The organism is Streptomyces sp. NPDC059668, from assembly GCF_042734135.1.
In the GTDB taxonomy this organism is placed as follows: domain Bacteria; phylum Actinomycetota; class Actinomycetes; order Streptomycetales; family Streptomycetaceae; genus Streptomyces.
Map to the genome: position 1 here is coordinate 1 of NZ_JBHWEL010000102.1, position 21,470 is coordinate 21,470.

Consider the following 21,470-nt stretch of genomic DNA (forward strand, 5'->3'; position numbering starts at 1 on the left):
GCCATGTGCAGTTGCGGATCGGCCGCGCGATGGTCCACGTCCCACCGCCGGCCGCCCTCACTGACCTTGACGTAGTCGTGTTCCAGGCGGGTGGTACCGCCGACGGCGCTGCCGAGCGAGACACCGACACGCCAGGGGTCCTCCCTGCCGGTGTCGAGTCCCGAGTCGCGTACGGCCTCGTTGGCCGCGACCGCGGCGAACTGGATGTAGCGGTCCGCGTGCTGACTCAGCTCCGGGTCGAGACCGTGCGCGAGGGGGTCGAAGTCGCATTCGGCGGCTATGCGCGAGCGCAGGCCCACCGGGTCGAACAGCGTGATGCCGCGGGTCGCGGTACGGCCGTTGGCGAGGAGGTCCCAGAACGCCGTCGCTCCGGTGCCGCCCGGAGCGACCACACCGATACCGGTGACGGCCACCCGCCGGGTCACTTTATGGCCCCACTTCGCTCGGACGGCCGTCCGTGGTCAGGCGCGGACAGGTCCGTCCCGGCGGCGACGAACTCGGGGGCGGGCCCGTGTCCGTCGGTCACCTCCGTGTCGACGTGCCCGAGGCTCGGACGGGGGGCCAGCGGGCCCAGGTGGAAGACCATGCGGGCCTCGGTGTCACCGACGTTGCGGAAGCGGTGGCGCATGTTGATCGGGATCAGGAGCCCCTGGTCCGGCCGGAGCGCGTGCGCCTCGCCGTCCAGGTCCACCTCGAGCGCGCCGGTGACGACGTACACGAACTCCTCGGAGTACGGGTGGTAGTGCTCGCCGATGCGCTCGCCGGGCTGGATGATGGCCAGGCCCATGAACCCGCTGGTGGAACCCGCCGTGGCGGGGGTGAGCATGGCCCGGATGTCGCCTCCGCGCCTGCGGTTGGGTTCCGTCTCGCTCAGGTCCACGATGCGTGGATGCTTCTGGATCATTCTTGATACCTCCGACTGTGGAAGTGGCGTGCGGTGGAGCGGCCGCGGGCCTGGGGACCGCGGCCGTCCGTCAGGAGTGCGCCGCGGTGCGGTCGGTGACGGGCATCATGTCGGCGTGCGACAGGAGCCGGTTGACGTTGCGCTCCGTCTCCAGGGAGCCCTCGACGCCGATCGCGGGACCGTCGAGGAGCCGCTCCAGTTCCGCGGCCTTGCCGGCGCCCTGGACGCCGAGCGAGGCGACGGGGTCGGCGTCGAGTTCACCCGTGATGTCGACGAGGCGCACCACGATGTCGTCGCGCTGGAAGACGGTGCTCCCGTAGACCGGCCCGTTGGGGTCGGCCGCCGCGGTCTCGTCCTGATGGGCGAGCAGCCGGGCGAGCTCCATCCCCTGGCCGCGCTTGGCCGGGTAGTACAGCGCGTGCCGGCGAAGGCCCGCGGGTTCCGGCCGGTCCGCCACCACGTGGTGCACGGCCGGCAGGGCCGCGCGGGTGAAGAAGACCCGCGCCGAGTCCTCGTTGCCCAGGTCGCGGTCCTGCTCCAGATACGGGTTGATGGCCTCCTCGACCGCCCGTACCTCGGGCTGGCGGGCGACATGGCGCAGGGCCACCAGGAGGTCGCCCTCCACTTCCACCGCGCGCACTACGCGGTTGCCGTGCATGAAGAGCGAGGTGCGGCGCAGGCGCGTGGTGGCGTCGACCTGGGCCTCCGGCGCCTGGTACCCGGCCAGGATCTCCGCGACCTTCGACTCGGAGCCCGGCTTGACGGTGAAGGTGAGGGCGTGGCGAGCCACCCCGTCGCCCACGCGGGCCTGCACCTGCTGGGCGGACCTGGCGGCCTTGCCGGCCTTCGGCGCCGCCTGCTGCGGGTTGCGGTGGGTCTCGCGCAGGATGCTGTACCGCATCGAGCGGGTGTCCTTGACGCAGCTGTGCATCGGCCTGACCGTCTCGACGTGCTCCTCGCTGTTCACCCAGGCGAGGAACGGCGGGGCGCTCTCCCACTCACTGGTGATGAGCCACTGCGAGGGGTTCTCGATGGACTGGCAGAGCTGGTCGCTGATGTGACCGGGGACGGACGCGACCTGGTTGCACATGAGTTCGTAGGCGTCGAGGAACTTCTGCTGGGCTCCGTCGTACAGATCGAGCAGCAGGATCACCCGCAGCTTGGAGCCGTCGAACGCCGACTGCGAGATACGTCCCGAGCTGGTCATCCGGCACACCTTTCTTCGTTCTTCACGGAAGGTCAGGAACGACCGCCGTGGCCGAAAGGCCGGGGTCGCCATGAGCCGATCGTTGACGGGACGTCCGATACGCGCGAGCCCCACGGGGCGGACGAGTGAACTGCGTGTCATCCGGGTGCCCCGGACGCGCGACCGGGCCCTCAAAGGGCAAGGAACCTGCATCCCATTCCTGACTCACGTCGCGGGTGACGCTGGAGGCATTCAATGAACCGATGGAAAGAGGCCGGCGAGGTCGGTCACCACACGCCGGTCCTCGTCGTCGGCGGCTCTCTGGTGGGCCTGTCCACCTCGCTGTTCCTGGGGCGCCTCGGTGTTCCGCACCTGCTGGTCGAGCGTCACTCGGGCACGTCGGTCCATCCGCGCGGGCGCGGCAACAACGTCCGCACGATGGAGCTGTTCCGGGTGGCCGGGGCGCAGCGGCGCATCGAGCGGGCCGCGTCCGTCCTGGCGGAGAACCACGGCATCCTGCAGGCACCGACCCTGGTGGGCGACGCGGGCGAGTGGCTGTTCAGGACCATCGACCCCGGTGGCGGGCTGGCGCGCTTCAGCCCCAGCCGGTGGTGCCTGTGCAGCCAGAACGACCTGGAGCCGGTGCTGCTGGAGTGCGCTCGGGAGCTGGGCGGGGATCTGCGGTACTCCACCGAGCTGATGTCGTTCGAGCAGGACGCCGAGGGGGTGACCGCGCAGCTCAAGAACCGTGTGACGGGTGAGCACAGCACCGTCAGGGCGGACTATCTCGTCGCCGCGGACGGTCCGCGCAGCCCGGTCCGCGAGCGGCTCGGCATCGGGCAGAACGGCCCGGGCGACCTGTTCCACAACGTGAGCGTCACCTTCACCTCCCGGCGTCTCGCGGAGGCCGTCGGCGACCGGCGCTTCATCGTCTGCTATCTGACCGACCCGGAGGCCGACGGGGCGCTGCTGCCGGTCGACAACAAGGAGCACTGGGTGTTCCACGCTCCCTGGCACCCCGAACACGGGGAGGCCCTGGAGGAGTTCACCGACGAGCGGTGCGCGGAGCACATCCGGCGGGCCACCGGCGTACGGAACCTCGATGTGGAGATCACCGGCCGGGCCCCCTGGCACGCGGCAGAGCGGGTCGCGGAGCGGTACGTGGACGGGCGGGTGCTCCTCGCCGGTGACTCGGCGCACGAGATGTCCCCCACCGGGGCGTTCGGTTCCAACACCGGTATCCAGGACGCGCACAATCTCGCCTGGAAGCTGGCCGCGGTGCTGGGCGGCTGGGCCGGGCGCGGGCTGCTGGACTCCTACGACGCGGAGCGCCGTCCGGTCGCGGAGGCGACGAGCGCGCGCGCCTCGTCGCGTTCGGTCGAGCACAGCCACCCGGGGTACTCGCCCCCACCTCCGGTCGGCGGCCCCGGTGGTCCCGGTGGCCCCGGTGGCCCCGGCGGTCCCGGTGGCAAGGGCGGGGGCATCCTCAACGTGGCGCTGGGCTACCGCTATCCGCGCGGTGCGGTCCTGGGCGCCGACCAGACGCTGCCGATCGTGCCGGACGGCATGCGGTTGACGGGCGAGCCGGGCAGCCGGGCACCGCACATGTGGCTGGAGCGTTCCGGCGACCGGATCTCCACGCTCGACCTGTACGAGCGGTCCATGGTGCTCCTGAGCTCGGCGGACGGCACCGCCGGGTGGCACGCCGCGGCGAAGGACGTCGCGGCGCGGCTGTCGGTGCCGCTGGACTCGTACCGGATCGGCGGCGGGCCCGGCGCGGAGCTGTCCCCCGAGGGGGGAAGCGACTGGGCCCGGGCGCACGGTGTCACCGAGCGGGGTGCGGTGCTGGTCCGCCCCGACGGGTTCGTCGCCTGGCGGTCCGAGGGCCCGTCGGCCGACCCCGGCGCGACCCTGCGGGAGGTGCTCGTGACACTGCTGGACCGGCACTGACGAATCGGCCGCGCCGGGAGCACGCGGCCCTGCTGGACCGACACTGACGAATCGGCTGCGCCAGGAGCACGCGGCCCTGCTGGACCGACACCACGGAGTCGGCCGCGCGGGGACGCACCGGGCGCGGCTGTACCGGCACCGTCAGGCCCGCCGCACCGGCACGCTCCTGCGCCGCTGGACAAGCACCGACGCACCGATGAGTCCCTTGCGCCGGTACGCACCCGGCGCAGCTGAACCGGTACGGACAGCCCGCCGCGCCGGCACGGGTGCGGGCGCGCCACCAGGGCGGACGAGGGGGCACGCCGGGACCCGCCAGGCGCGGCGCGGGACGGCCGGACTGGGGAGAGCGGGGCGCCGGGACGGATGACACGCGGGGCGCCGGGACGAACAGGGTCCGGCGCCCGGACCCATGACGCGCGGGACACCGGGACGGGTGAGCGTGCGGGACGCCGGGACGGGTGGGCGTGCGGGACGCCGGGGCGGGCGCGCGTACGGACGTGCGGGGCGGCCGGGGTCCGGGGGCCGTCACTCCCCCTCCCCCGTGTTACCGGGGCTCGCTCCGGTACGGATGGGTCAGGAGCGCGTCCCGCCGAGGTCGAGCCGTCCGATGTGCGCCACGTTCTCCCGGTCGTCGGCGTCCCCGCCGGCCTCGGCGGCGAACCAGGCGTCGAGGATCTCCTTGAGCAGCGGTTCGGACGTCAGCCGCAGGCTCAGCGCCAGCACGTTCGCGTCGTTCCAGCGGCGTGCGCCGTCCGCCGTGTAGGCGTCCGTGCACAGGGCCGCCCGGATTCCCGCCACCTTGTTCGCGGCGATCGACGCTCCCGTGCCGGTCCAGCAGCACACCACCGCCTGTTCTGCGGTCCCCGCGGCCACCTCGCGGGCCGCGGCCTCCGAGCACACCGCCCACCGAGGGTCCCGGCCGGGGTGCAGCGCCCCGTGCGTGGTGACCTCGTGGCCCCGGTCGCGCAGCTCCGCGACGAGGGCGCGGGCCACGGGTTCGTCCATGTCCGAGGAGACGGAGATCCGCATGCCCGGCAGCCTACCCAGCGGCGCGGAGGAAAAGGCCGGGCCGTGCGCGCGAAGAAGGGCCCTCACAGGCTGTACCGCCCGTGAAGACCCTTCGCACCGTCGGGACGACAGGATTTGAACCTGCGACCCCTTGACCCCCAGTCAAGTGCGCTACCAAGCTGCGCCACGTCCCGGTGCCGTTCACCCGCGGTGATCCCGCGTGATCGTGCAGGTAAACCCTACCGCACGTGCGGGTGCCGGCCCGCACCCTCGACGAAGGGCGGGGCGGGCGTCCCGGGTCCGGCCGTGACGGCGCGCGCGGCGCGGCGCGCGGACCACGGGGGCGGCGGCTACCCCCCGCTGCCGGCGAGCCTCCACTCCCGGTGCAGCGCGCCCAGCGGAATGCCCCGCTGGAGGACCGGGGTACCGAAGACGGAGAGCTGGATCCGCAGGGTCCCGCTCAGGTCGAGGCCGCCGTAGACGCCCCAGGTACCCGTCGTCCCGGCATCGGCCTTCGTACCGGAGCCGGCCGGGGAGGTGACGTCGACGGTGCCCGCGGCCTCGCCGCGCAGATACGGGGCCAGGTCGGCGGTGACGCCCACGGCCCCGTACAGACCGACGGTGGCCTGCGCGCCGAGGGCGGCCTTCACCCCTCCGGCGGTCGTGACCAGGGCGTGCACCGGGGTGCTCGCCATGTGCGACTCGTCGACCGGGGTCCAGCCCCTGGCCGAGTCGTAGGTGCCGCCGGCCTCGAAGTCACCCTTGAGGTCCTGCTCGATGTCGACGGTGACCCTGCCGTCGCCGCTGATCTGGAAGTAGCAGGTCAGGTCGAGGTTCACGACGACGGGGACCGGGCCGACCTGGAGGACGGGGTCGGCGTGCAGCTTCGCGAACGGCAGCCGGACGGGCCGGGCGGAGGCGGCGGCGCGCCCCTTGAGCGCCCATCGCGAGGTCCAGTCGCCGGAGACACCGAGGTGGGCGGTCGCGGGACCGGATCCGGTGGACCCGCCGCCGTAGGAGAAGTCGACCTCCGGCTTGACCTGGACGTAGCCGGACACGGTCGCCGCCGCGGAGGCCGGCGCGTCCTCGGCCGTGGCGACCCGGCCGGCGACGTCCACCCGCAGGCTGCCGAGCGGGACCTTCGCGCCCTCCGGGCCCGCGTGCGCGTCCGCGGTCCGCGCCCAGGAGACCTTGACGTCGGGCAGCAGCCGCTCGACGTCGAAGGAGGCGGGATCGACGGGGACGGTGCCCTTCGCCTCGCCGTCGCCGAGCAGCGCGTCCAGGGTGGCCGGCGCGGTCCGGACCTCGGTGCCGTCGGGCTTCTCCCCGATCACCTCGGTGACCTTGGCGAGCAGTCCGTCGGGGGCGCCCGGCACGGGGGCGCTGGCGATGACGTCGCCGACGGCGGTACGGCTCGGCGCCGCCGTCCCTCCGGCGGTCGGCGAAGCGGACGGATCCCCGTTGTGCGTACGGGATATGACGGCACGTCGGGTGCGGCTGTCGTACGAGGTCACGGCGAGCGCGGACCTGTGGGCCCCGCCGCCCGCCGTACCGGGCCGCGCGACGGCGGTCGGGATGGCCGCGGGCGCGGCGGCGACGGCGAGCGGCCGGCCGTCGTCCGGGCGCGCGGCGGTGGAGGAAGCGGCGTCCGGGGCACGTCCGGGGGCGGCGGCGGAGCGCGGGCCGGGTTCTGCGGAGCAACCGGCGGCGAGGAGGAGGGCGGATGCGGCGAGCGCGGGCATGACGGCACGCAAGGGCCGCTTGCGGATACGCAAGATCAGTCCTGAGGGGGGTGGGGGCGGCAAGGAATTACCGGTGAGTAACTAGATGTGAGCATGCCATGAAGCCGTGAAGACCCGCTTCACCTTTCCGCACCCCTCAAGGGTGATGTGCGCCACCCCGCCCCCTCTCAGGACGGTTACGGCACCCCCAACTCGTTGGCCCCTCAGCCCAATTGACGCGACGTCAAGCGCCCGCCGCGAACAGGCGCACCGTTCACACCCCGGTCACGGAGCCCCTCGACGGTCCGGCCGTGGAAGGTGACACCCCGGCCACGGAAGGAGGACGCGATGGTCCGGGCGCCCTCACCTCCCGGTCTCCGGCCCCCAGTACTCCGGGCCGATCCCCCGCCAGTCGATCAGCGGGGACACCGCGATGGTCAGCGGGTCGACATCGAGCCCCGCGCGCCGCAGGAACTCGGACAGGTCGCCCAGGTTGTAGGCCAACCCGAGGCTCTCTCCGTGCACACGGACCCGGCGGCCACCCGTCGGCGCCGGCGGGGACACGATCACAGGCAGCGGTTCGGACATGAATCCAGCCTCGCCTCTCCGGTCCCGGCCTGCATCCCGGCCCGATGTCTCGCTGGTTCACCGTGCGCCGTCGCCGGGCCGCCGGAGGAGTGTGGGTACGTCATACCGGAATTCAATCACGTGTTCGATTAATTGTGCGACCGGACCCGTGGGCCCGTCGCCCGCCGGGCGGCCGGAGCGGCCGCCGGTGGTCAGACCCGCGGCCGGTTGACCAGTCCGGACAGCACGATCACGCTCTCCGTCCGCTCGATGACCCTGGCCTCGCGCACCCGCTGGATGGCCCGCTCCAGATGCGGGATGTCCAGGGCCATCAGGTGCACGATCGCGTCCGCGGCGCCGGACACCGTGTAGGCCTCGACCACCTCCGGGACCGCCTCCAGGTCCCGGCGCAGTTCGGCCGGGGTCGGATTGCCCCTGCAGTACACCTCGGCGAAGGCCTCGGTCCGCCAGCCCAGCGTCTGGGTGTCGACGAGCGCGGTGAAGCCGCGGATCGTGCCGTCGGCCACCAGCCGGTCCAGGCGCCGCTTCGCCGCCGGCGCCGAGAGCCCGGCGGCGCGGCCGATCTCCGCGTACGTGCTGCGCGCGTCGCGCAGCACGCACCGCACGATGTCCTCGTCGATGGCGTCCATGGCCATGTCGCTCGCCTCTTCCTCCGCGCAAGAAATCGCCACGCGGGCACAGTCTTCACAATAAAACGATCCTGGCCGGAAACAAACGGCGATTGTTTGCGTACCGGGACTGTTCGTAGCATCCTCACGCCCCCTCGTCGTCCACCCGCGAAAGGAGCGTGTGGCATGCGCGCAGTGCTCAGTGCCGAGGAATCCGCCGCTTTGGAGGCCGTCGACGAGACGGCCGTCGCCACGATGCTGCTCGACACCCTCGCCGTGCCGAGCGTGACGGGAAGCGCGGCCGAGTCCGAGCTGCAGCACCGTCTGGCGCGGGATCTCGGCCGGTCCGGCCTGGACATCGACCTGTGGTCGATGGATCTGCCCGCCCTGCGCGCCGAACCCGGCTTCCCCGGCATGGAGGTGCCACGCGACGAGGCATGGGGGCTCGTCGCGACGCTGCCCGGCGCGGAGGACGGTCCGACCATGATCCTTCAGGGGCACGTGGACGTCGTACCGCCCGGTGACCTCGCGCAGTGGGCGGGCGCCCCGTTCGTACCGAGCGTCCGCGGAGACGTCGTGCACGGCCGGGGTGCCTGTGACATGAAGGCCGGGGTCGTCGCCAACGTCGCCGCGCTCGCCGCGATCCAGGCGTCCGGGGTGCGGCTGCGGGGCAGCGTGGCGGGCCACTTCGTGGTCGGCGAGGAGGACGGCGGGGTCGGGGCCTTCGGGACGCTGCACCGCGGCCACACCGGCGACGCCTGCGTCATCAGCGAGCCGACCGGCGGCACGCTGGTCACCGCGAACGCCGGTGCCCTGACCTTCCGTATCACCGTGCCGGGCCGGTCCACGCACGCGAGCACCCGTGACGCGGGGGTGAGCGCCATCGACGCCTACGCGCCGATCGCCGCCGCCCTGGCCCGGCTGGAGGCCGCCCGCGGTGAGACGCCCGATCCCCTGATGGCCGAGTACCTCTTCCCGTACACCGTCTCCGTCGGGATGCTCCAGGCCGGGGACTGGGCCAGCAGCGTGCCGGGGCTGCTCGTCGCGGACGGCCGGCTCGGACTGCGGCTCGGCGAGGACCCGGCCGCGGCGCGCGCCGCGTTCGAGGGCTGTGTGGCGGACGCGTGCGCGGCCGATCCGTGGCTGCGCGGGCATCCGGCGGTCGTCTCGTGGCCCGGCGGCCAGTTCGCCAGCGGCCGGCTCCCGGCCGGCCATCCCCTGCGCGAGACGGTCGGCACCGCGCACGCCGACGTCACCGGCGCGCCCGGGGCCCGGGAACGCGGCGCGCCCTACGGGAGCGACCTGCGGCTCTACGCCGGGGCGGGCATACCGACACTCCAGTACGGTCCCGGGGACGTACGCCTGGCCCACGGTCCCGACGAGCACGTGTCCCTCGCGGAGACGGTCGCCGTCGCCCAGGCACTGGTCCTGGCGACCCTGCGCACCGTGGGGACCCGGTAGGACGACGGACCCGGGCGGGACCACGGACCCGGGCGGGACGACGGGCCCGGGGGAAGCGGGGAACGTTCAGAGCCCGGCGCGCATCCGCCAGCCGTGGTCGACCGGTCCGATTCCGGAACCGAGCGGGAAGCCCGCCTCGATCGCGCCGGTGACGTACTCCTTCGCCCGCCGCACCGCCTCCGGCACCGCCCGTCCCCGCGCCAGCTCCACCGCGATGGCCGAGGCCAGGGTGCAGCCGGTGCCGTGGGTGTGGCGGTTGTCGTGGCGGGGGGCCCGCAACCAGAGCTCTTCGGTGCCGTCGGTCAGCAGGTCGACGGCCTCTCCGGGCAGATGGCCGCCCTTCACGAGGACCCAGCGGGGTCCGTGGGACAGCAGCCGTTCCGCGGCCCGGCACATGTCCCGCTCGCCCGTCACCTCGATCCCCGTGAGCTCGGCCGTCTCGTCGAGATTCGGTGTCGCCACCGTCGCGACCGGCAGCAGCGCGGTCCGTACGGCGTCCAGCGCGTCGTCGGCCAGCAGCCGGTCACCGTGCTTGGAGACGCTCACCGGATCCACCACGACGGGCACGCCGACGTCCGACAGCAGCCCGGCGACGGTCTCGACGAGCAGCGCGGAGCCGAGCATGCCGGTCTTCACCGCCTGCACCCCGATGTCGTCCACGACACTGCGGTACTGCGCGCGCACCGCCTCGGCCGGGAGCTCCCAGGCTCCTTGCACACCGAGGGAGTTCTGCGCGGTGACCGCGGTCAGCACGCTCATCCCGTGCGCGCCGAGGGCCAGCATGGTCTTGAGGTCGGCCTGGATGCCGGCGCCGCCGCCCGAGTCCGATCCGGCGACGGTCAGGACGCGGGGCGGGACGGCGGGGGTGTTCGAGGACATGACGGGTTCGCTCCGTACGGGACGAGACGGGATGAGGCGAGACGGATGACAGATGACGGGGTGAGGGGCGGCAGGGCGTCCGTGGCCGGCGGCGGCCGTGGTCAGCGGCGCAGCCGCAGCGGCGCGTAGACCACGAGGGCCGCGAGGAACGCCACCCCGTAGGCGAGGTCCGCTCCGTGCAGGGCCCGGGCGACCGGACCGACGTACAGGCTGGTGCTCATGAACGGCACCGCCGCGGCGAAGGCGCCGACGAACGCCACCAGCGCGGGCCACCACGGCCGAGGGCGGGCGCTCTCGGCGGACAGGTCGACCGGCGCGCCGGCGCGCGCCCTGGCCCGGACGAGCCAGTCGACGGCGACGATCGCGACGAACCCGGGAATCCAGTAGCCGACCAGCAGCAGCACGTTCTGGAACCGGGTCGTGGTGTCGGCGGCGTGCATCCACAGCACGAGCGGGAAGCCGAGTACGGCCGCCAGCGCGGCGGCCGCCGGACGCGGCAGGCGTACGCCCATGGTCTGCAGGGCGAGCGAGCCGCTGTAGTCGTTCATGGCGTTGCTGCTGAGGGCGGCCAGGGCCACGGCGAGCAGGCCGAAGGCGCCGAGGACACCCCCGCCGAGCAGGGTGTCGACGCCGCGGGCGGTCTGGTCGGTGAAGACCGAGGCGCCCCACAGGCCGAGCGCCTGGACGGCCACGAAGGACACGCTGACCCCGGCGAGCGTGCACCAGAACATGCGCGGCCGGGATGCCGTGCGCGGCAGATAGCGGCTGAAGTCGCTGGCGTAGGGGGCCCAGGACAGCGCCAGGCTGAGGGCGATGGTGCAGGTCAGGACGAAGGCCCCGGCACGGTCGGCGCCGTGCGCGGAGGCGGTGGCGGCGGGGTGGTCGCCGTTCAGGAGCTTCACCGTCAGCGCGATGAAGGCGGCGGCGAGGGCGAACGTCATCACGGTCTGGAGGCGGTGGATCACCTCGTAGCCGAGGACGCCGAGCGCTCCCTGCGCGCCCATCATGACCAGCACGCCCAGCCAGAACGGCCAGCCGCAGAGCTGGGCGAGCGCGTCGCCGCCGAACAGGCCGATCAGCGCGTCCCAGGCGATCGAGGACAGCCACTGGAGCGCGCCCGGCACCAGCACGGCCCGCCCGAACGCCAGCCGGGCGAGCGGCAGCTGTCCGGCGCCGGTCTGGCTGCCCCAGGTGCCGAGGTAGGCCGTCGGCACCGCGCCCAGCAGGGTTCCCAGCACGACGGCGGTCAGCGCGGTGGAGAAGTCCAGGCCGAGCGCGACGCCGACGGTGCCGGTGAAGACACCGGTCATCGTCAGGTTGGGGGCGAACCACACGGTGAACAGGCGGCCGGGACCGCCGTAGCGGTGGTCCTCCGGCACCGGGGCGATGCCGCGCGCCTCTACGCGCAGATCACCCGGGGCCTCGGGCATCCGCCCGTCGAAGACGCCCTGCGGGCCCCCGACGGCCACTTCACCACGGGCATACGGCAACGACATGAGACATCCCTCCGCCAGTCCTAACTGGTTCAGGTTCGACGGGTGTGATCTCAGCCCTCGTGCGGGGCACCCCGTGTCCGGTTCGGCGTCAGGATAGCCCGGCCCGCGCGTACGTCCCAGGCAGGGGGCGCACGGACCCGCGCGACCGGGAGCGCGAAGCCCGTGGATCGGCGCTGTCGCGGGACGGCCCTCAGGAGCCGGCGCGCGGCTCCCAGCCCTCGTACGCCGCTGTCAGCAGGCCCAGCACGCCGTGCGCGGTGACCTCGCGGGGGTTCGGGTACGCCGAGCCGGCGGCCTGCGCCGCGGCCACCGCCAAGTCGGCCTCCCTCAGGCCGAGTTCGGCGAGGGTGCTCGGCGCGCCCAGACCTCTGGCGAGCTCCCGCAGGGCGCGCGGGACGTCGTCCGTGCCGAGCGCCCGGGACAGCGTGGCGACCGCCCGGGGCGCGGCGGACGCGTTGTAGGCGAGGACGTAGGGCAGGACCACCGTGTGCGTCTCGGCGTGCGGCAGTCCGAAGGTGCCGCCGAGGACGTGGCACAGCTTGTGGTGCAGGCCCATCGTGGTGGCACCGAGGCAGGCACCGCACAGCCACGCGGCGTACAGGGCGCGGCTGCGCGCGTCGAGGTCGCCGGGGGCGGCGGCCACGGCCGGCAGGGCGCCGGCCATCGCCCGGACGCCCTCCTCGGCCATGAGCGCCACGAGGGGCGAGCTGTCGGGCGCGTACAGGGCCTCGACGGCGTGCGCGAGGGCGTTGACGCCGCTGGTCACGGAGAGGGGCACGGGGAGCCCGAGGGTGAGTTCGGGATCGTAGACGACGCTGCGGGGCTGGACGGTGAAGTCGCGTCCGGTGCGCTTTGCACCGTCCTCGGTCAGGCCCCACACCGGCGTCATCTCGGAGCCGGAGTAGGTGGACGGCACGGCGATCAGCGGCAGTCCCGTGCGCAGCGCGATCGCCTTGCCGAGGCCGATCGCCGAGCCGCCGCCGACCGCCACGCAGCCGTCTGCGCGCAGTTCGCGGGCCACCTCGACGGCCCGGGCGGCGACGTCGGCGGGTACGTGCATCCGGGCCTCGGCGTGCAGCCCCGCGCACTGGCCGCCCAGCGCGTCGGCGACCGCCCGGGCGGTGGCCTCGCCCCGGCCGCCAGAGACCACCAGTACCCGGTGGAGACCGAGCCGGGCGACCTCGCCGGGGGTCGCGGACACGGCGGCGCCGGGCCGGAAGACGACCCGACCGGGCCGGGTCTCGTACGAGAAGTCGAGCGGGGTGTCCATGGCGCTCATGCCTGCTCCCGTACGGGGTCGAAGCGGGCGTGCCGGAAGGCGGCCGGGGCGCCGAACTCCCCTGCCGGGGACGGGTCGTCGGGAGCGGCGACACCGCGGGTCGGTCTCTTCCCGGCGGTCGGCACGGCGGCGGTGACCCCGTCCGTGAAGCCGGCGGTGGAGGCGGGGGCGCGGTCGGTCGCGAGCTCGGTCGTGGAGTCGGTCGGTTCGGCGGTCATGCCACTCTCCTGGTCCGGCGTACGGTCCTGCCAGGCGTGTCCGAGGATGCGCCGCGGCGCCCGCGACGGCAACTCCTGGTGTTCCGTCGCACGGCCATCGGTCCTCGGCCGTCGGCCATGGGTCGTCCGCCACAGGCCATCGGCCATGGGTCATCGGGACCGGTCGCCGTCGGCACTCGCGTCCAGGAAATGGAAGCCGGGTTCCGGATAGCGGGTGTGGGCCCGGTGCGGGGCGGACGAGGTGTAGGCGCCCGCATGGGAGAACACCACCCGGTCACCGGCCCGCAGCCCTTGTGCCAGGACGTCGCGGACCAGGACGTCCTTCGGCGTGCCCAGCTGGCCGGTGAGGGTGGCGCGCTCCCTGCGCACCACGGGACGCGGCCAGGAATACGGCCACGGCTCCACTTCGAGGACGGACCAGGGCTGGTCCTGCCGCTCGGTCTCCGGGGTGCGCAGGTGGACGGCGCCGCCGCGGATGACGGCGAAGTCCTCGCTGGAGCCGTGCTCGACGTCCAGCACCTCGCTCGCGTACCAGCCGCAGTACGCGGTCAGCGCGCGGCCGGGCTCGATCCGCAGTGTCAGTTCCGGGTGGGCCGCGGCGAGTCGGGCGAGCCCCTCGCCGTACGCGTGCCAGTCGAAGCGGCGCTCGGGGCGGTCGTAGTCGACCGCCATACCGCCCCCGAGGTCCACCTCGGTGAGCTGAAGGCCGTTGCGGGCCGCCAGTTCCACGGTCCAGGCGACGACGGACTCGGCCAGCGCCAGATGTTCCTCGGCGTGCACGCCGTCGGCCAAGTGGGCGTGCACGCCGCGGAGTTCGAGGTTCGGATAACTGCCGTCGGTGAGCAGGCCGACGATCGTGTCGGCCCGGGCCGGGTCGAGCCCGGCGGCGGTGGCGCATCCGCCGCCGTCCGCAGCGAGAAGGCCGTCGGCCACCGGGAGGTCGAACCGTGGCAGCACCGCCACCCGGCCGTCCGGAGCGTGCCGCTGGGCCAGCCCGGCCAGCATGTACAGCTCGTACTCGCTCTCGACGTGGAAGCGTGTCACACCCCCTTCCAGCGCGTCCGCCAGCTCCGTCGGGGTCTTCTCCGTGCCCCCGAAGACCCGGGGACGGTCCACGGAGGCCTCGGCGACACGGGCCAGTTCGATGCCGGAGGAGACCTTGTACCCGTCGACGTACGGGCCGAGCTCGGCCAGGATCTCCGGTTCCCCGTTGGCCTGGACCGCGTAGTACAGCTCGACGCGATCGGGCAGGGCGGCTCTGACGGACGCGGCGTGGGCGCGCAGTGCAGCCAAGTCGTATATGTAGGCGGGCAGTTCCGTGGGCGACAGGGAGAGGATGCGGTCGCGCACCGCGCGCGTGGGTGTGATCATTTGGGGCACTCCGGGTCGTGTGGCGCAGGATGTCGTCGGCACGCGACAGGGGTGGCGAGCGACCGGACGGCATCGCCGGCCGACCGGTGCGCGACACGGGGAGCCGGGGCACGCCGGGTACACGGAGCGGCGCCGGGTGCGCCGCGGGGAGCGGGTCGGGACGCGAAACGCGTGCCGGGCCCGCCGTCCGTCCCGGGTCCGCCGGCCGGGGTGGAGTGTCCGAGGTGGGCCGACCGAGCGTCCGGTCCGACGCCGTGGCCGGGGACCGGAAGGGCACCGCCGCCGATCTCCGGCAGGCCGGCACCCTCGCTCGCAGGGCTCGCGCCCTGTGGCATCCCACCATCATTCTGATCCGCGACTCCAAACCCGTGGCCCGGATGCGATCTCTACCCGGTGAGAGATCTTCAGCCACCTCGAGCCGCTCGCGGGGAGCCTCCCGGAGGTCTCCCCCCCCGACGCACACCACACCCACGACACCCTCCCACGCCACGGTTCGGCAGGATCGTCACCGGGGGCGTCCCGGCGGTGCGCACCACCGCGGGGAGGTGCCCGACGCGGGAGCGGACACCGGTCTGGTTCAAGGCATCCGGGCCGCGCGAAGGGCCGGCGGACGCGCCGCTGGAGCCGATGTGTGCCCCGAGTCGCACGAGACGCCGCCGGGGCGATGCGCCGGGGAGCGTTCGGGCAGGACGGCGGCGTGGCCGCGTGCGTCAGTACGTCGGTACCGGCCGGCGGGAAGGGGGGAAGGGGGGCCAGATCGAGGCGGGGCGGCTCGGGGCGGGGCGGGGCGGAGGGTGATGGATCGGGGCGGGGCGACTTGAATCGGGGCGGCACGGGGCGGCGCGGCACGGTCGGGGGCTGGGATCGGGGCCCGGGCCGGCGAGGCCGGGCCCGCGCGGGGAGCCGTGACGCGGTTCGGTCATGACGGGGTTCGGTCATGGCCAAGTCCGGTCATGACGGGGTTCGGTCACGACGAGGTTCCGCAAGAGGCCCGGCATGACGACATGACGAGGTGCCCGGCTCCGGACGGAACCGGGCACCTCGTGCGGTCAGCAGACGGCCGACGCGGGCAGTCCGCCGTACTGGTCACCCTTGAGATACACGGCGCTCACATAGCCCTCGGCCAGCCGCACCCACACGTCGTTGACGATTCCGTTGTCGCGGATGGTCTCGCCGTGGGTCCAGCACGACGCGCCACGCGGCTGCCCCGCGGTGACGTGACCGGCGATACCGGTCTGGCTCGACGGGCCGGTACGGACGTTGACGTTCACGTACGGCGTGACGGCGTACGGCAGTCCCGCCGCCGCGGCCTGCGCCCCGGCGGCGCCGGTCAGGAGCAGTCCGGCGGCGAACGCGCCGACACCCGCGGTGATCGACGCCCTGGTCCTCATCCTCATAGTCATGCTGTCCTTCCCCGTGGTGGAATCCCCGGTGCGCTTCCCGGAGGGGACCGCGTCCCGCCCGGTCCCACAGGGCAACCTTGCAAGTTCGGCTGCGGGCAGGGAACTTCTTTCGACCACGATCGAAACGTGCCGCGCACGAGGACCGCGGTGTCCGGCGCACGAAAAAAGGGCCCTCACAGGCTGTACCGCCCGTGAAGACCCTTCGCACCGTCGGGACGACAGGATTTGAACCTGCGACCCCTTGACCCCCAGTCAAGTGCGCTACCAAGCTGCGCCACGTCCCGATGCGCTTCCCCCGCGATGTCCCGCGGGATCGTGCGAACAGAACTTTACCCCACAGCGGGGGCTGCTCCGAAGAGGGCACCGGGCGAGCGACAATCGGGGCATGAGCGGGACATCCGGAAGTGGGCGCGGCGGCGGGCGGGACAGGGACACCGAGGGCAGGGCGCGCAACGCCCGGCCACGGGACGGGCTGGGCCGCCCCCTGCCGTACGGCGCCGACGGCGTGGAGCGGCAGCCGGAGGGTGTCGTGCGCGACCCCGAGCGGACGGTGAGCGAGGCGCAGGCCCTGCTGGACGCGGGGCGCCCGTTCCACGCGCACGAGGTCTTCGAGGACGCCTGGAAGTCGGGCCCCGAGGACGAGCGCACGCTCTGGCGGGGCCTGGCCCAGCTCGCGGTGGGCCTCACGCACGCGGCCCGGGGCAACACGACGGGCGGCGCCCGGCTGCTGCGGCGCGGGGCCGGAGCCGTCGACGAGTGGCGGGCCGGTGCGGCCGGTCGGTCCCGCCCCTACGGGCTCGATCTCCCCGATCTGGCCTCATGGGCAAGGGAGTTGGCGGCCGCCGTGGAGAGTGACGGCGCCGCGGTCAGCGCCGGTGCCTGCGCGCCCCGGTTGCGCGGGAACGCGCGCTGAGGGCTGTTCCACGCGTCGGTCCCGGCCGGGGACCGCGCCCCGGGCGGACGCGGTGCGTCCACCGCCGGTGGCGTGCGGCAGACTCGGGGTGTGCGAAAGATTCATGTCATCGGCATCGGCGCGGGCGACCCCGACCAGCTCACCCTCCAGGCGGTCAAGGCGCTGCGGAGCACGGACGTGTTCTTCGTGCTGGGCAAGGGCGAGGCGAAGTCGGACCTCGTCCAGCTGCGCCGTGACATCCTCGACGCCCATCTGCCCGAGGGGTCGTACCGCCTGGTCGAGGCCCGCGACCCGGACCGCGACCGGGGCGCCGACGGTGCCGCCTACTCCCCCGCCGTCGGGGACTGGCGCAGCGCTCGCGCCGACATCTACCAGCGGCTCATCGCCGAGGAGCTGGGCGAGGACGAGAGCGGCGCGTTCCTGGTGTGGGGCGATCCCGCGCTGTACGACAGCACCCTCGGGATTCTGGAGGAGATCCTGGACCGGGGTGCGGTGGCGTTCACGTACGACGTCGTGCCCGGCATCAGCAGCGTCTCCGCGCTCGTCGCCCGGCACCGCACGGGGCTCAACCGGGTGGCCGGGCCCGTCCAGATCACCACGGGCAGGCGTCTCGCCGAGGGCCTTCCCGAAGGTGTCGACGACGTGGTCGTGATGCTCGACGCCCACCAGGCCTTCCGGCGGTACGCCGACGAGGACATCGACATCTACTGGGGCGCGTACATCGGCACCCCCGACGAGATCCTCGCCTCCGGCCCGATAGCGGAGGCGGCGCCGCGGATCGAGCGGCTGCGGGCCGAGGCACGCGAGCGCAAGGGCTGGATCATGGACACGTATCTGCTGCGCAGGCGTCCGCGGGGGTAACACGCGTATCTGCTGCGTAGGCTTCCGCAGAGGTCGCAACGGGGCCGCGCGACGGCAGGGCAGGAAACGCGCCCCGGGCCCCCGGGCCGGGCGGCGCTTCCCGTAGGCAGCCCGGGCAGGGCTCCCCATGCGTGGGCCTGGCGGAGTTCGTCATGCGCAGGCCGGACGGGGCTTCCCGTACGCAGACTGGACGGGACTCCGCGTACGCAGGCCGGTCAGAGCCCCCTCCCCCGCACGCAGACCAGACGAGGCTTCCCGCACGCAAGCCGGACGGAGTTCCGCGCACGCGGACCGGACGGAGCTCCGCGTACGCAGGCCGGGCGGGGAGCCCCATACGCGGACGGGGCGGAGCTCCCCGTACGTGAATGCCCCGGGCGTGCCCGTACCTACCTCGTGCGGCACCTCATCCGGCACGTATCGCCGAGCCGCCCGTCCCGTACGCGCCAGGGCCCCGTGTCCGGCGCGTCGGGTCGTGTGCCGGCTCCGGTTCGCCGGGCGGAGCCGTGCCCGCTTCAGGCAGCACCGAGGTCCAAGCGGGCCAGGGCCGAGGCCACGTCCGGTACCGCGGTCACACCGTCCGGGAGCGGTGGCCGGCGCACGACGACCACGGGCAGGCCCCGTGCGCGGGCGGCGGTGAGCTTGGCGGCCGTCGCCTCTCCCCCGCTGTCCTTCGTCACGAGGACGTCGATACGGTGCGCACTCAGCAGGGTCCGCTCCTCGTCCACCGTGAACGGGCCGCGGGCGAGTAGCACCTCGGTGTCCGGCGGCAGCGGCGGATCCGGCGCCTCCACCGACCGGACGAGGAAGTGGAGTCCGGTGAGAGGCGCGAAGGCCGCGAGGCCCAGACGGCCGGTGGTGAGGAAGACCCGCCGGCCCAGCGGCGGGAGGAGCGCGGCGGCCTCGGCGAGGGAGGCGGCGAAGTGCCACCGGTCGTCGGGACCGGGCCGCCAGCCTGGGCGGCGCAGGACGACCGCCGGCACCCCGGTCGCGGCGGCGGCCCGTGCCGCGTTCTCGGTGATGCGGGTGGCGAAGGGGTGGGTGGCGTCGACCACGGCGTCCACCCGCTGCTCGCGCAGCCACCGCGCCAGCCCGTCTGCCCCGCCGAACCCGCCGACGCGCACGTCCCCTTCGAGCGCACCGGGCCGGGACACACGCCCCGCGAGCGACGTGGTCACCCGCACTCCGGCACGGCCCGCAAGTTCGGCGGCGAGCCGGCGTGCCTCGGTGGTACCGCCGAGGACCAGGACGTGGGGGGACATGGCGTCGAGCGTACGAGGTGGTCAGCGCAGCAGCAGCTGCACCCCGCCCACCACCGTCGCCGCGATCACCAGCCGTTCGAAGAGCAGCTGGTTGATGCGGTGCACGGCCCATTTGCCGAGGAGCGCGCCCGGTACGACGAAGATCGCGAGCGCCGCGTCCAGGAGCAGCGAATGTCCGTCGATGAGTCCGAGACCGACGCTGAAGGGCACCTTGGACGTGTTGACGATCAGGAAGAAGAAGGCCGAGGTGCCCAGGAAGCCGAGTTTGCGGAAGCCGGCGGACAGCAGGTACATCGACATCACCGGGCCGCCGGCGTTGGCGACCATCGTGGTGAACCCGCCGAGGACGCCGTACGAGCGTGCCTTGACCCGGCCGGCGCGGGTCGCGACCGCCTCGGGTTCCTCCTCCCGGGTGGCGGCCCGGCGGCGCCAGAGCGTCACCGCCGCCATCAGCAGCAGGATCGCGCCGATCGAGGTCCGTACCATCCCGTCGTCGGCCCACACCAGGAACAGCGTGCCGAGGACGACGCCCGCCGCGACCGCCGGGAACAGCCGCCACAGTGTGGGCCAGTGGGCGTGCCGCCGGTAGGTCAGTACGGCCAGCACGTCCCCGACGATGAGGAGGGGGAGCAGGACGCCGGTCGAGGCGCGGGCGGGCAGCACGGCGGCGAAGATCGCCAGGCTGACCGTGTTGGCCCCGCTGACCGCGGTCTTCGAGAAGCCGACGAGCAGTGCCGCGGCGGCGAGGGCGGCGAATTCCCAGCCGGATATGTGCCAGAGCGTCATCGTGTTCATGCGGGGACCGATGCTATGCCCACGCATCTCGTCCCCGTAAGGAGCGTCCCGTCAGGTGGTCCCCGCGCGGGGCCGGTCGCCCCCGGTTCCGGTTCCGGGGGCGCGCTCGGCACTCACAGGGACGGGGTCAGGGGCGTTCGACCAGGACCGCGCTGCCCTGGCCGACTCCGACGCACATCGTGGCCAGGCCGCGGCCGGCGTCGTTGCGGCGCATCCGGTGCAGCAGGGTGGTGAGGATACGGGCGCCCGAGCATCCGAGGGGGTGGCCCAGCGCGATGGCGCCGCCGGTGGGGTTCACCCGTTCCGGGTCGATGCCGAGTCGGTCCACGCAGGCGAGGGCCTGGGCCGCGAACGCCTCGTTGAACTCGGCCTCGTCGAGGTCGCCGATGTTCCAGCCGACCCGGGCCAACGCCTTGTGCGTGGCGGGAACGGGCCCGATGCCCATGACGTCCGGGTCGACTCCCGCCGACGCGCCGGCGACATACCGGCCCAGCGACTCGAGGCCGAGGTCGTGCAGAGCGTCCTCGCCGACCAGGAGCAGCCCGGCCGCTCCGTCGTTCATGGGCGACGCGTTGCCCGCGGTGACCGTACCGCCCGGGCGGAAGACCGGCTTGAGGCGGGACAGCTTCTCCAGCGAGGTGTCCTCGCGTACGCATTCGTCGGTGTCGACGATCACGCCGTCGGGGCGCTCGACGGGGAGCAGTTCGCCGTCGAAGTGGCCGTTCTTGCGGGCGTCCGCGGCACGTTGGTGGCTGCGCAGCGCGAACGCGTCCTGGCGCTCACGGGAGACGCCGTACCGGCTGGCGACCTCCTCGGCGGTCTCCCCCATCGACAGGAGTCCGTGCAGCTCCTTCATCGCCGGGTTGACCAGCCGCCAGCCGAGCCGGGTGTCGACCGTCTCGATGCGGTGCGGCAGCGCCTCGTCTGGGCGGGCCAGGACGAAGGGGGCCCGGCTCATCGACTCGGAGCCGCCCGCGAGCACGATGTCGGCCTCGCCGGCGGCGATGGCGCGGGCCGCCGTGGTGACGGCCTCGAGGCCCGAGGCGCACAACCGGTTGACGGTGGCGCCGGGCACGGTCGCGGGCAGGCCGGCCAGCAGGACGGCCATGCGGGCGACGTTGCGGTTGTCCTCGCCCGCCTGATTGGCCGCGCCCCAGTAGACGTCGTCGATCCGGGCCGGGTCGAGCGCGGGCACGTCGGCGAGCAGCCCGCGGATCACGGTCGCGGCGAGGTCGTCGGGCCGCACCCCGGACAGGGCGCCGCGCAGTTTGCCGATGGGGGTGCGGCGGGCCGCCGCGAAGTGGACAGGACGCACGACAGGACTCCTGACGGACACCGGAACGACGAGATCAACCATTAATTAGCACCGCTAGTTTTTGACTATAGCCCGGCGTCCACGCCTTGGAAAGCACGGGCCCGCCGGAACCCGGGCTCCGGCGGGCCCGGGCCGGCGGTGACCCATGGACGAACCTGGGGCCCCCCCCCGGGGGGGCCCCCGCACGGCGGGGTTCGCCCCGGGGGGGCGGCGGCGGGGAGCGTGGGCTGGGGGGGGGGGGGGGGGCGCACCAGA

At 73.7% G+C, this 21,470-nt stretch carries 20 protein-coding genes, 2 tRNA genes and 1 riboswitch; of the genes, 4 read left to right on the top strand and 18 right to left on the bottom strand.

All coding sequences use genetic code 11. The features are described from left to right. The 3 genes from ACFV2J_RS39180 to ACFV2J_RS39190 form a co-directional block, all read right to left on the bottom strand. On the bottom strand, positions 1-425 hold a 425-nt coding region (locus tag ACFV2J_RS39180; RefSeq protein WP_385443240.1), incomplete at its 3' end, for a beta-ketoacyl synthase N-terminal-like domain-containing protein. Next, a complete protein-coding gene (locus ACFV2J_RS39185) occupies positions 422-904 on the bottom strand; it encodes a cupin domain-containing protein (protein ID WP_168531269.1) in 483 nt (160 codons plus the stop codon). The genes ACFV2J_RS39185 and ACFV2J_RS39180, both read right to left, overlap by 4 nt. A 70-nt stretch (positions 905-974) precedes the next feature. Then, positions 975-2,111, bottom strand: coding sequence for a SchA/CurD-like domain-containing protein (locus tag ACFV2J_RS39190; protein ID WP_385094332.1), 1,137 nt, complete (start codon positions 2,109-2,111; stop codon positions 975-977). Positions 2,112-2,345: 234 nt separating this feature from the next. Here ACFV2J_RS39190 and ACFV2J_RS39195 point away from each other — a divergent pair, with 234 nt between their 5' ends. Next, complete coding sequence (locus ACFV2J_RS39195) at positions 2,346-4,040, top strand: FAD-dependent oxidoreductase (RefSeq protein WP_385094335.1); 1,695 nt, start codon at positions 2,346-2,348, stop codon at positions 4,038-4,040. A gap of 573 nt (positions 4,041-4,613) precedes the next feature. Here the strand turns inward: ACFV2J_RS39195 and ACFV2J_RS39200 are convergent. From ACFV2J_RS39200 to ACFV2J_RS39220, 5 genes are all read right to left on the bottom strand, one after another. Continuing rightward, positions 4,614-5,069 (bottom strand): RpiB/LacA/LacB family sugar-phosphate isomerase, encoded by a 456-nt coding sequence (locus tag ACFV2J_RS39200; RefSeq protein ID WP_385094338.1) that lies wholly within the window; start codon positions 5,067-5,069, stop codon positions 4,614-4,616. 99 nt (positions 5,070-5,168) lie between these two features. Then, positions 5,169-5,242: transfer RNA gene (locus ACFV2J_RS39205), tRNA-Pro, on the bottom strand. Positions 5,243-5,398: 156 nt separating this feature from the next. Next, a complete protein-coding gene (locus tag ACFV2J_RS39210) occupies positions 5,399-6,790 on the bottom strand; it encodes a hypothetical protein (RefSeq protein ID WP_385443260.1) in 1,392 nt (463 codons plus the stop codon). Between the two features lie 342 nt (positions 6,791-7,132). Beyond that, positions 7,133-7,357: a hypothetical protein gene (locus tag ACFV2J_RS39215; protein WP_356275641.1), complete on the bottom strand. Its 225-nt coding sequence runs from the start codon at positions 7,355-7,357 to the stop codon at positions 7,133-7,135. A 191-nt stretch (positions 7,358-7,548) separates the two neighbouring features. Further along, positions 7,549-8,028: an Lrp/AsnC family transcriptional regulator gene (locus ACFV2J_RS39220; protein WP_385097843.1), complete on the bottom strand. Its 480-nt coding sequence runs from the start codon at positions 8,026-8,028 to the stop codon at positions 7,549-7,551. Between the two features lie 123 nt (positions 8,029-8,151). On the opposite strand from ACFV2J_RS39220, the gene ACFV2J_RS39225 reads away from it, so the two are divergent. Continuing rightward, complete coding sequence (locus tag ACFV2J_RS39225; protein WP_385443247.1) at positions 8,152-9,426, top strand: ArgE/DapE family deacylase; 1,275 nt, start codon at positions 8,152-8,154, stop codon at positions 9,424-9,426. 66 nt (positions 9,427-9,492) lie between these two features. Here the strand turns inward: ACFV2J_RS39225 and thiD are convergent, their stop codons facing one another. The 7 genes from thiD to ACFV2J_RS39260 form a co-directional block, all read right to left on the bottom strand. Further along, complete coding sequence (thiD, locus tag ACFV2J_RS39230) at positions 9,493-10,305, bottom strand: bifunctional hydroxymethylpyrimidine kinase/phosphomethylpyrimidine kinase (RefSeq protein ID WP_385094534.1); 813 nt, start codon at positions 10,303-10,305, stop codon at positions 9,493-9,495. A 101-nt stretch (positions 10,306-10,406) separates the two neighbouring features. After that, positions 10,407-11,801 (bottom strand): purine-cytosine permease family protein, encoded by a 1,395-nt coding sequence (locus tag ACFV2J_RS39235; RefSeq protein ID WP_385094537.1) that lies wholly within the window; start codon positions 11,799-11,801, stop codon positions 10,407-10,409. Then, a riboswitch (TPP riboswitch) is annotated at positions 11,791-11,885 on the bottom strand. It overlaps the preceding gene by 11 nt. 106 nt (positions 11,886-11,991) lie before the next feature. Next, entirely contained in the window at positions 11,992-13,071 is a 1,080-nt protein-coding gene (locus ACFV2J_RS39240) for a maleylacetate reductase (protein WP_385094543.1), read from the bottom strand. Between the two features lie 5 nt (positions 13,072-13,076). After that, positions 13,077-13,298: a hypothetical protein gene (locus ACFV2J_RS39245; RefSeq protein ID WP_385094540.1), complete on the bottom strand. Its 222-nt coding sequence runs from the start codon at positions 13,296-13,298 to the stop codon at positions 13,077-13,079. A 150-nt stretch (positions 13,299-13,448) separates the two neighbouring features. Continuing rightward, positions 13,449-14,669, bottom strand: a complete 1,221-nt coding sequence (locus ACFV2J_RS39250) for a type III PLP-dependent enzyme (protein WP_385094541.1) — start codon at positions 14,667-14,669, stop codon at positions 13,449-13,451. Between the two features lie 1,049 nt (positions 14,670-15,718). Then, positions 15,719-16,072: an SH3 domain-containing protein gene (locus ACFV2J_RS39255; protein WP_385095540.1), complete on the bottom strand. Its 354-nt coding sequence runs from the start codon at positions 16,070-16,072 to the stop codon at positions 15,719-15,721. Positions 16,073-16,282: 210 nt separating this feature from the next. After that, a tRNA-Pro gene (locus ACFV2J_RS39260) sits at positions 16,283-16,356 on the bottom strand. Positions 16,357-16,457: 101 nt separating this feature from the next. Between ACFV2J_RS39260 and ACFV2J_RS39265 the strand changes: the two genes are divergently transcribed. Both ACFV2J_RS39265 and cobF read left to right on the top strand, forming a co-directional pair. After that, positions 16,458-16,985 (top strand): DUF309 domain-containing protein, encoded by a 528-nt coding sequence (locus ACFV2J_RS39265; protein ID WP_385095542.1) that lies wholly within the window; start codon positions 16,458-16,460, stop codon positions 16,983-16,985. Positions 16,986-17,075: 90 nt separating this feature from the next. Next, positions 17,076-17,846 carry a precorrin-6A synthase (deacetylating) gene (gene cobF / locus ACFV2J_RS39270; RefSeq protein WP_385095545.1) on the top strand — a complete coding sequence of 257 codons (771 nt, stop codon included), beginning with the start codon at positions 17,076-17,078 and terminating at the stop codon, positions 17,844-17,846. Between the two features lie 512 nt (positions 17,847-18,358). Here the strand turns inward: cobF and ACFV2J_RS39275 are convergent. The 3 genes from ACFV2J_RS39275 to ACFV2J_RS39285 all read right to left on the bottom strand — a co-directional run bounded on the left by ACFV2J_RS39275 (position 18,359) and on the right by ACFV2J_RS39285 (position 21,215). Next, positions 18,359-19,105, bottom strand: a complete 747-nt coding sequence (locus tag ACFV2J_RS39275; RefSeq protein ID WP_385095547.1) for a cobalt-precorrin-6A reductase — start codon at positions 19,103-19,105, stop codon at positions 18,359-18,361. A gap of 21 nt (positions 19,106-19,126) precedes the next feature. Further along, on the bottom strand, positions 19,127-19,900 hold the full coding sequence (locus ACFV2J_RS39280) for a sulfite exporter TauE/SafE family protein (protein WP_385095550.1): 774 nt from the start codon (positions 19,898-19,900) through the stop codon (positions 19,127-19,129). A gap of 127 nt (positions 19,901-20,027) precedes the next feature. Beyond that, the gene (locus ACFV2J_RS39285; RefSeq protein ID WP_385095552.1) at positions 20,028-21,215 is read right to left on the bottom strand and encodes a thiolase family protein; all 1,188 of its coding nucleotides are present in this window, start codon (positions 21,213-21,215) and stop codon (positions 20,028-20,030) included. Positions 21,216-21,470 lie beyond the last annotated feature (255 nt).

What these genes read in the sequence shown, in the direction of transcription:
- ACFV2J_RS39185 (WP_168531269.1), bottom strand. Translation starts at nt 904, where the DNA reads ATGATCCAGAAGCATCCACGCATCGTGGACCTGAGCGAGACGGAACCC.
- ACFV2J_RS39190 (WP_385094332.1), bottom strand. Translation starts at nt 2,111, where the DNA reads ATGACCAGCTCGGGACGTATCTCGCAGTCGGCGTTCGACGGCTCCAAG.
- ACFV2J_RS39195 (WP_385094335.1), top strand. Translation starts at nt 2,346, where the DNA reads ATGAACCGATGGAAAGAGGCCGGCGAGGTCGGTCACCACACGCCGGTC.
- ACFV2J_RS39200 (WP_385094338.1), bottom strand. Translation starts at nt 5,069, where the DNA reads ATGCGGATCTCCGTCTCCTCGGACATGGACGAACCCGTGGCCCGCGCC.
- ACFV2J_RS39210 (WP_385443260.1), bottom strand. Translation starts at nt 6,790, where the DNA reads ATGCCCGCGCTCGCCGCATCCGCCCTCCTCCTCGCCGCCGGTTGCTCC.
- ACFV2J_RS39215 (WP_356275641.1), bottom strand. Translation starts at nt 7,357, where the DNA reads ATGTCCGAACCGCTGCCTGTGATCGTGTCCCCGCCGGCGCCGACGGGT.
- ACFV2J_RS39225 (WP_385443247.1), top strand. Translation starts at nt 8,152, where the DNA reads ATGCGCGCAGTGCTCAGTGCCGAGGAATCCGCCGCTTTGGAGGCCGTC.
- thiD (WP_385094534.1), bottom strand. Translation starts at nt 10,305, where the DNA reads ATGTCCTCGAACACCCCCGCCGTCCCGCCCCGCGTCCTGACCGTCGCC.
- ACFV2J_RS39235 (WP_385094537.1), bottom strand. Translation starts at nt 11,801, where the DNA reads ATGTCGTTGCCGTATGCCCGTGGTGAAGTGGCCGTCGGGGGCCCGCAG.
- ACFV2J_RS39240 (WP_385094543.1), bottom strand. Translation starts at nt 13,071, where the DNA reads ATGGACACCCCGCTCGACTTCTCGTACGAGACCCGGCCCGGTCGGGTC.
- ACFV2J_RS39245 (WP_385094540.1), bottom strand. Translation starts at nt 13,298, where the DNA reads ATGACCGCCGAACCGACCGACTCCACGACCGAGCTCGCGACCGACCGC.
- ACFV2J_RS39250 (WP_385094541.1), bottom strand. Translation starts at nt 14,669, where the DNA reads ATGATCACACCCACGCGCGCGGTGCGCGACCGCATCCTCTCCCTGTCG.
- ACFV2J_RS39255 (WP_385095540.1), bottom strand. Translation starts at nt 16,072, where the DNA reads ATGACTATGAGGATGAGGACCAGGGCGTCGATCACCGCGGGTGTCGGC.
- ACFV2J_RS39265 (WP_385095542.1), top strand. Translation starts at nt 16,458, where the DNA reads ATGAGCGGGACATCCGGAAGTGGGCGCGGCGGCGGGCGGGACAGGGAC.
- ACFV2J_RS39275 (WP_385095547.1), bottom strand. Translation starts at nt 19,105, where the DNA reads ATGTCCCCCCACGTCCTGGTCCTCGGCGGTACCACCGAGGCACGCCGG.
- ACFV2J_RS39280 (WP_385095550.1), bottom strand. Translation starts at nt 19,900, where the DNA reads ATGAACACGATGACGCTCTGGCACATATCCGGCTGGGAATTCGCCGCC.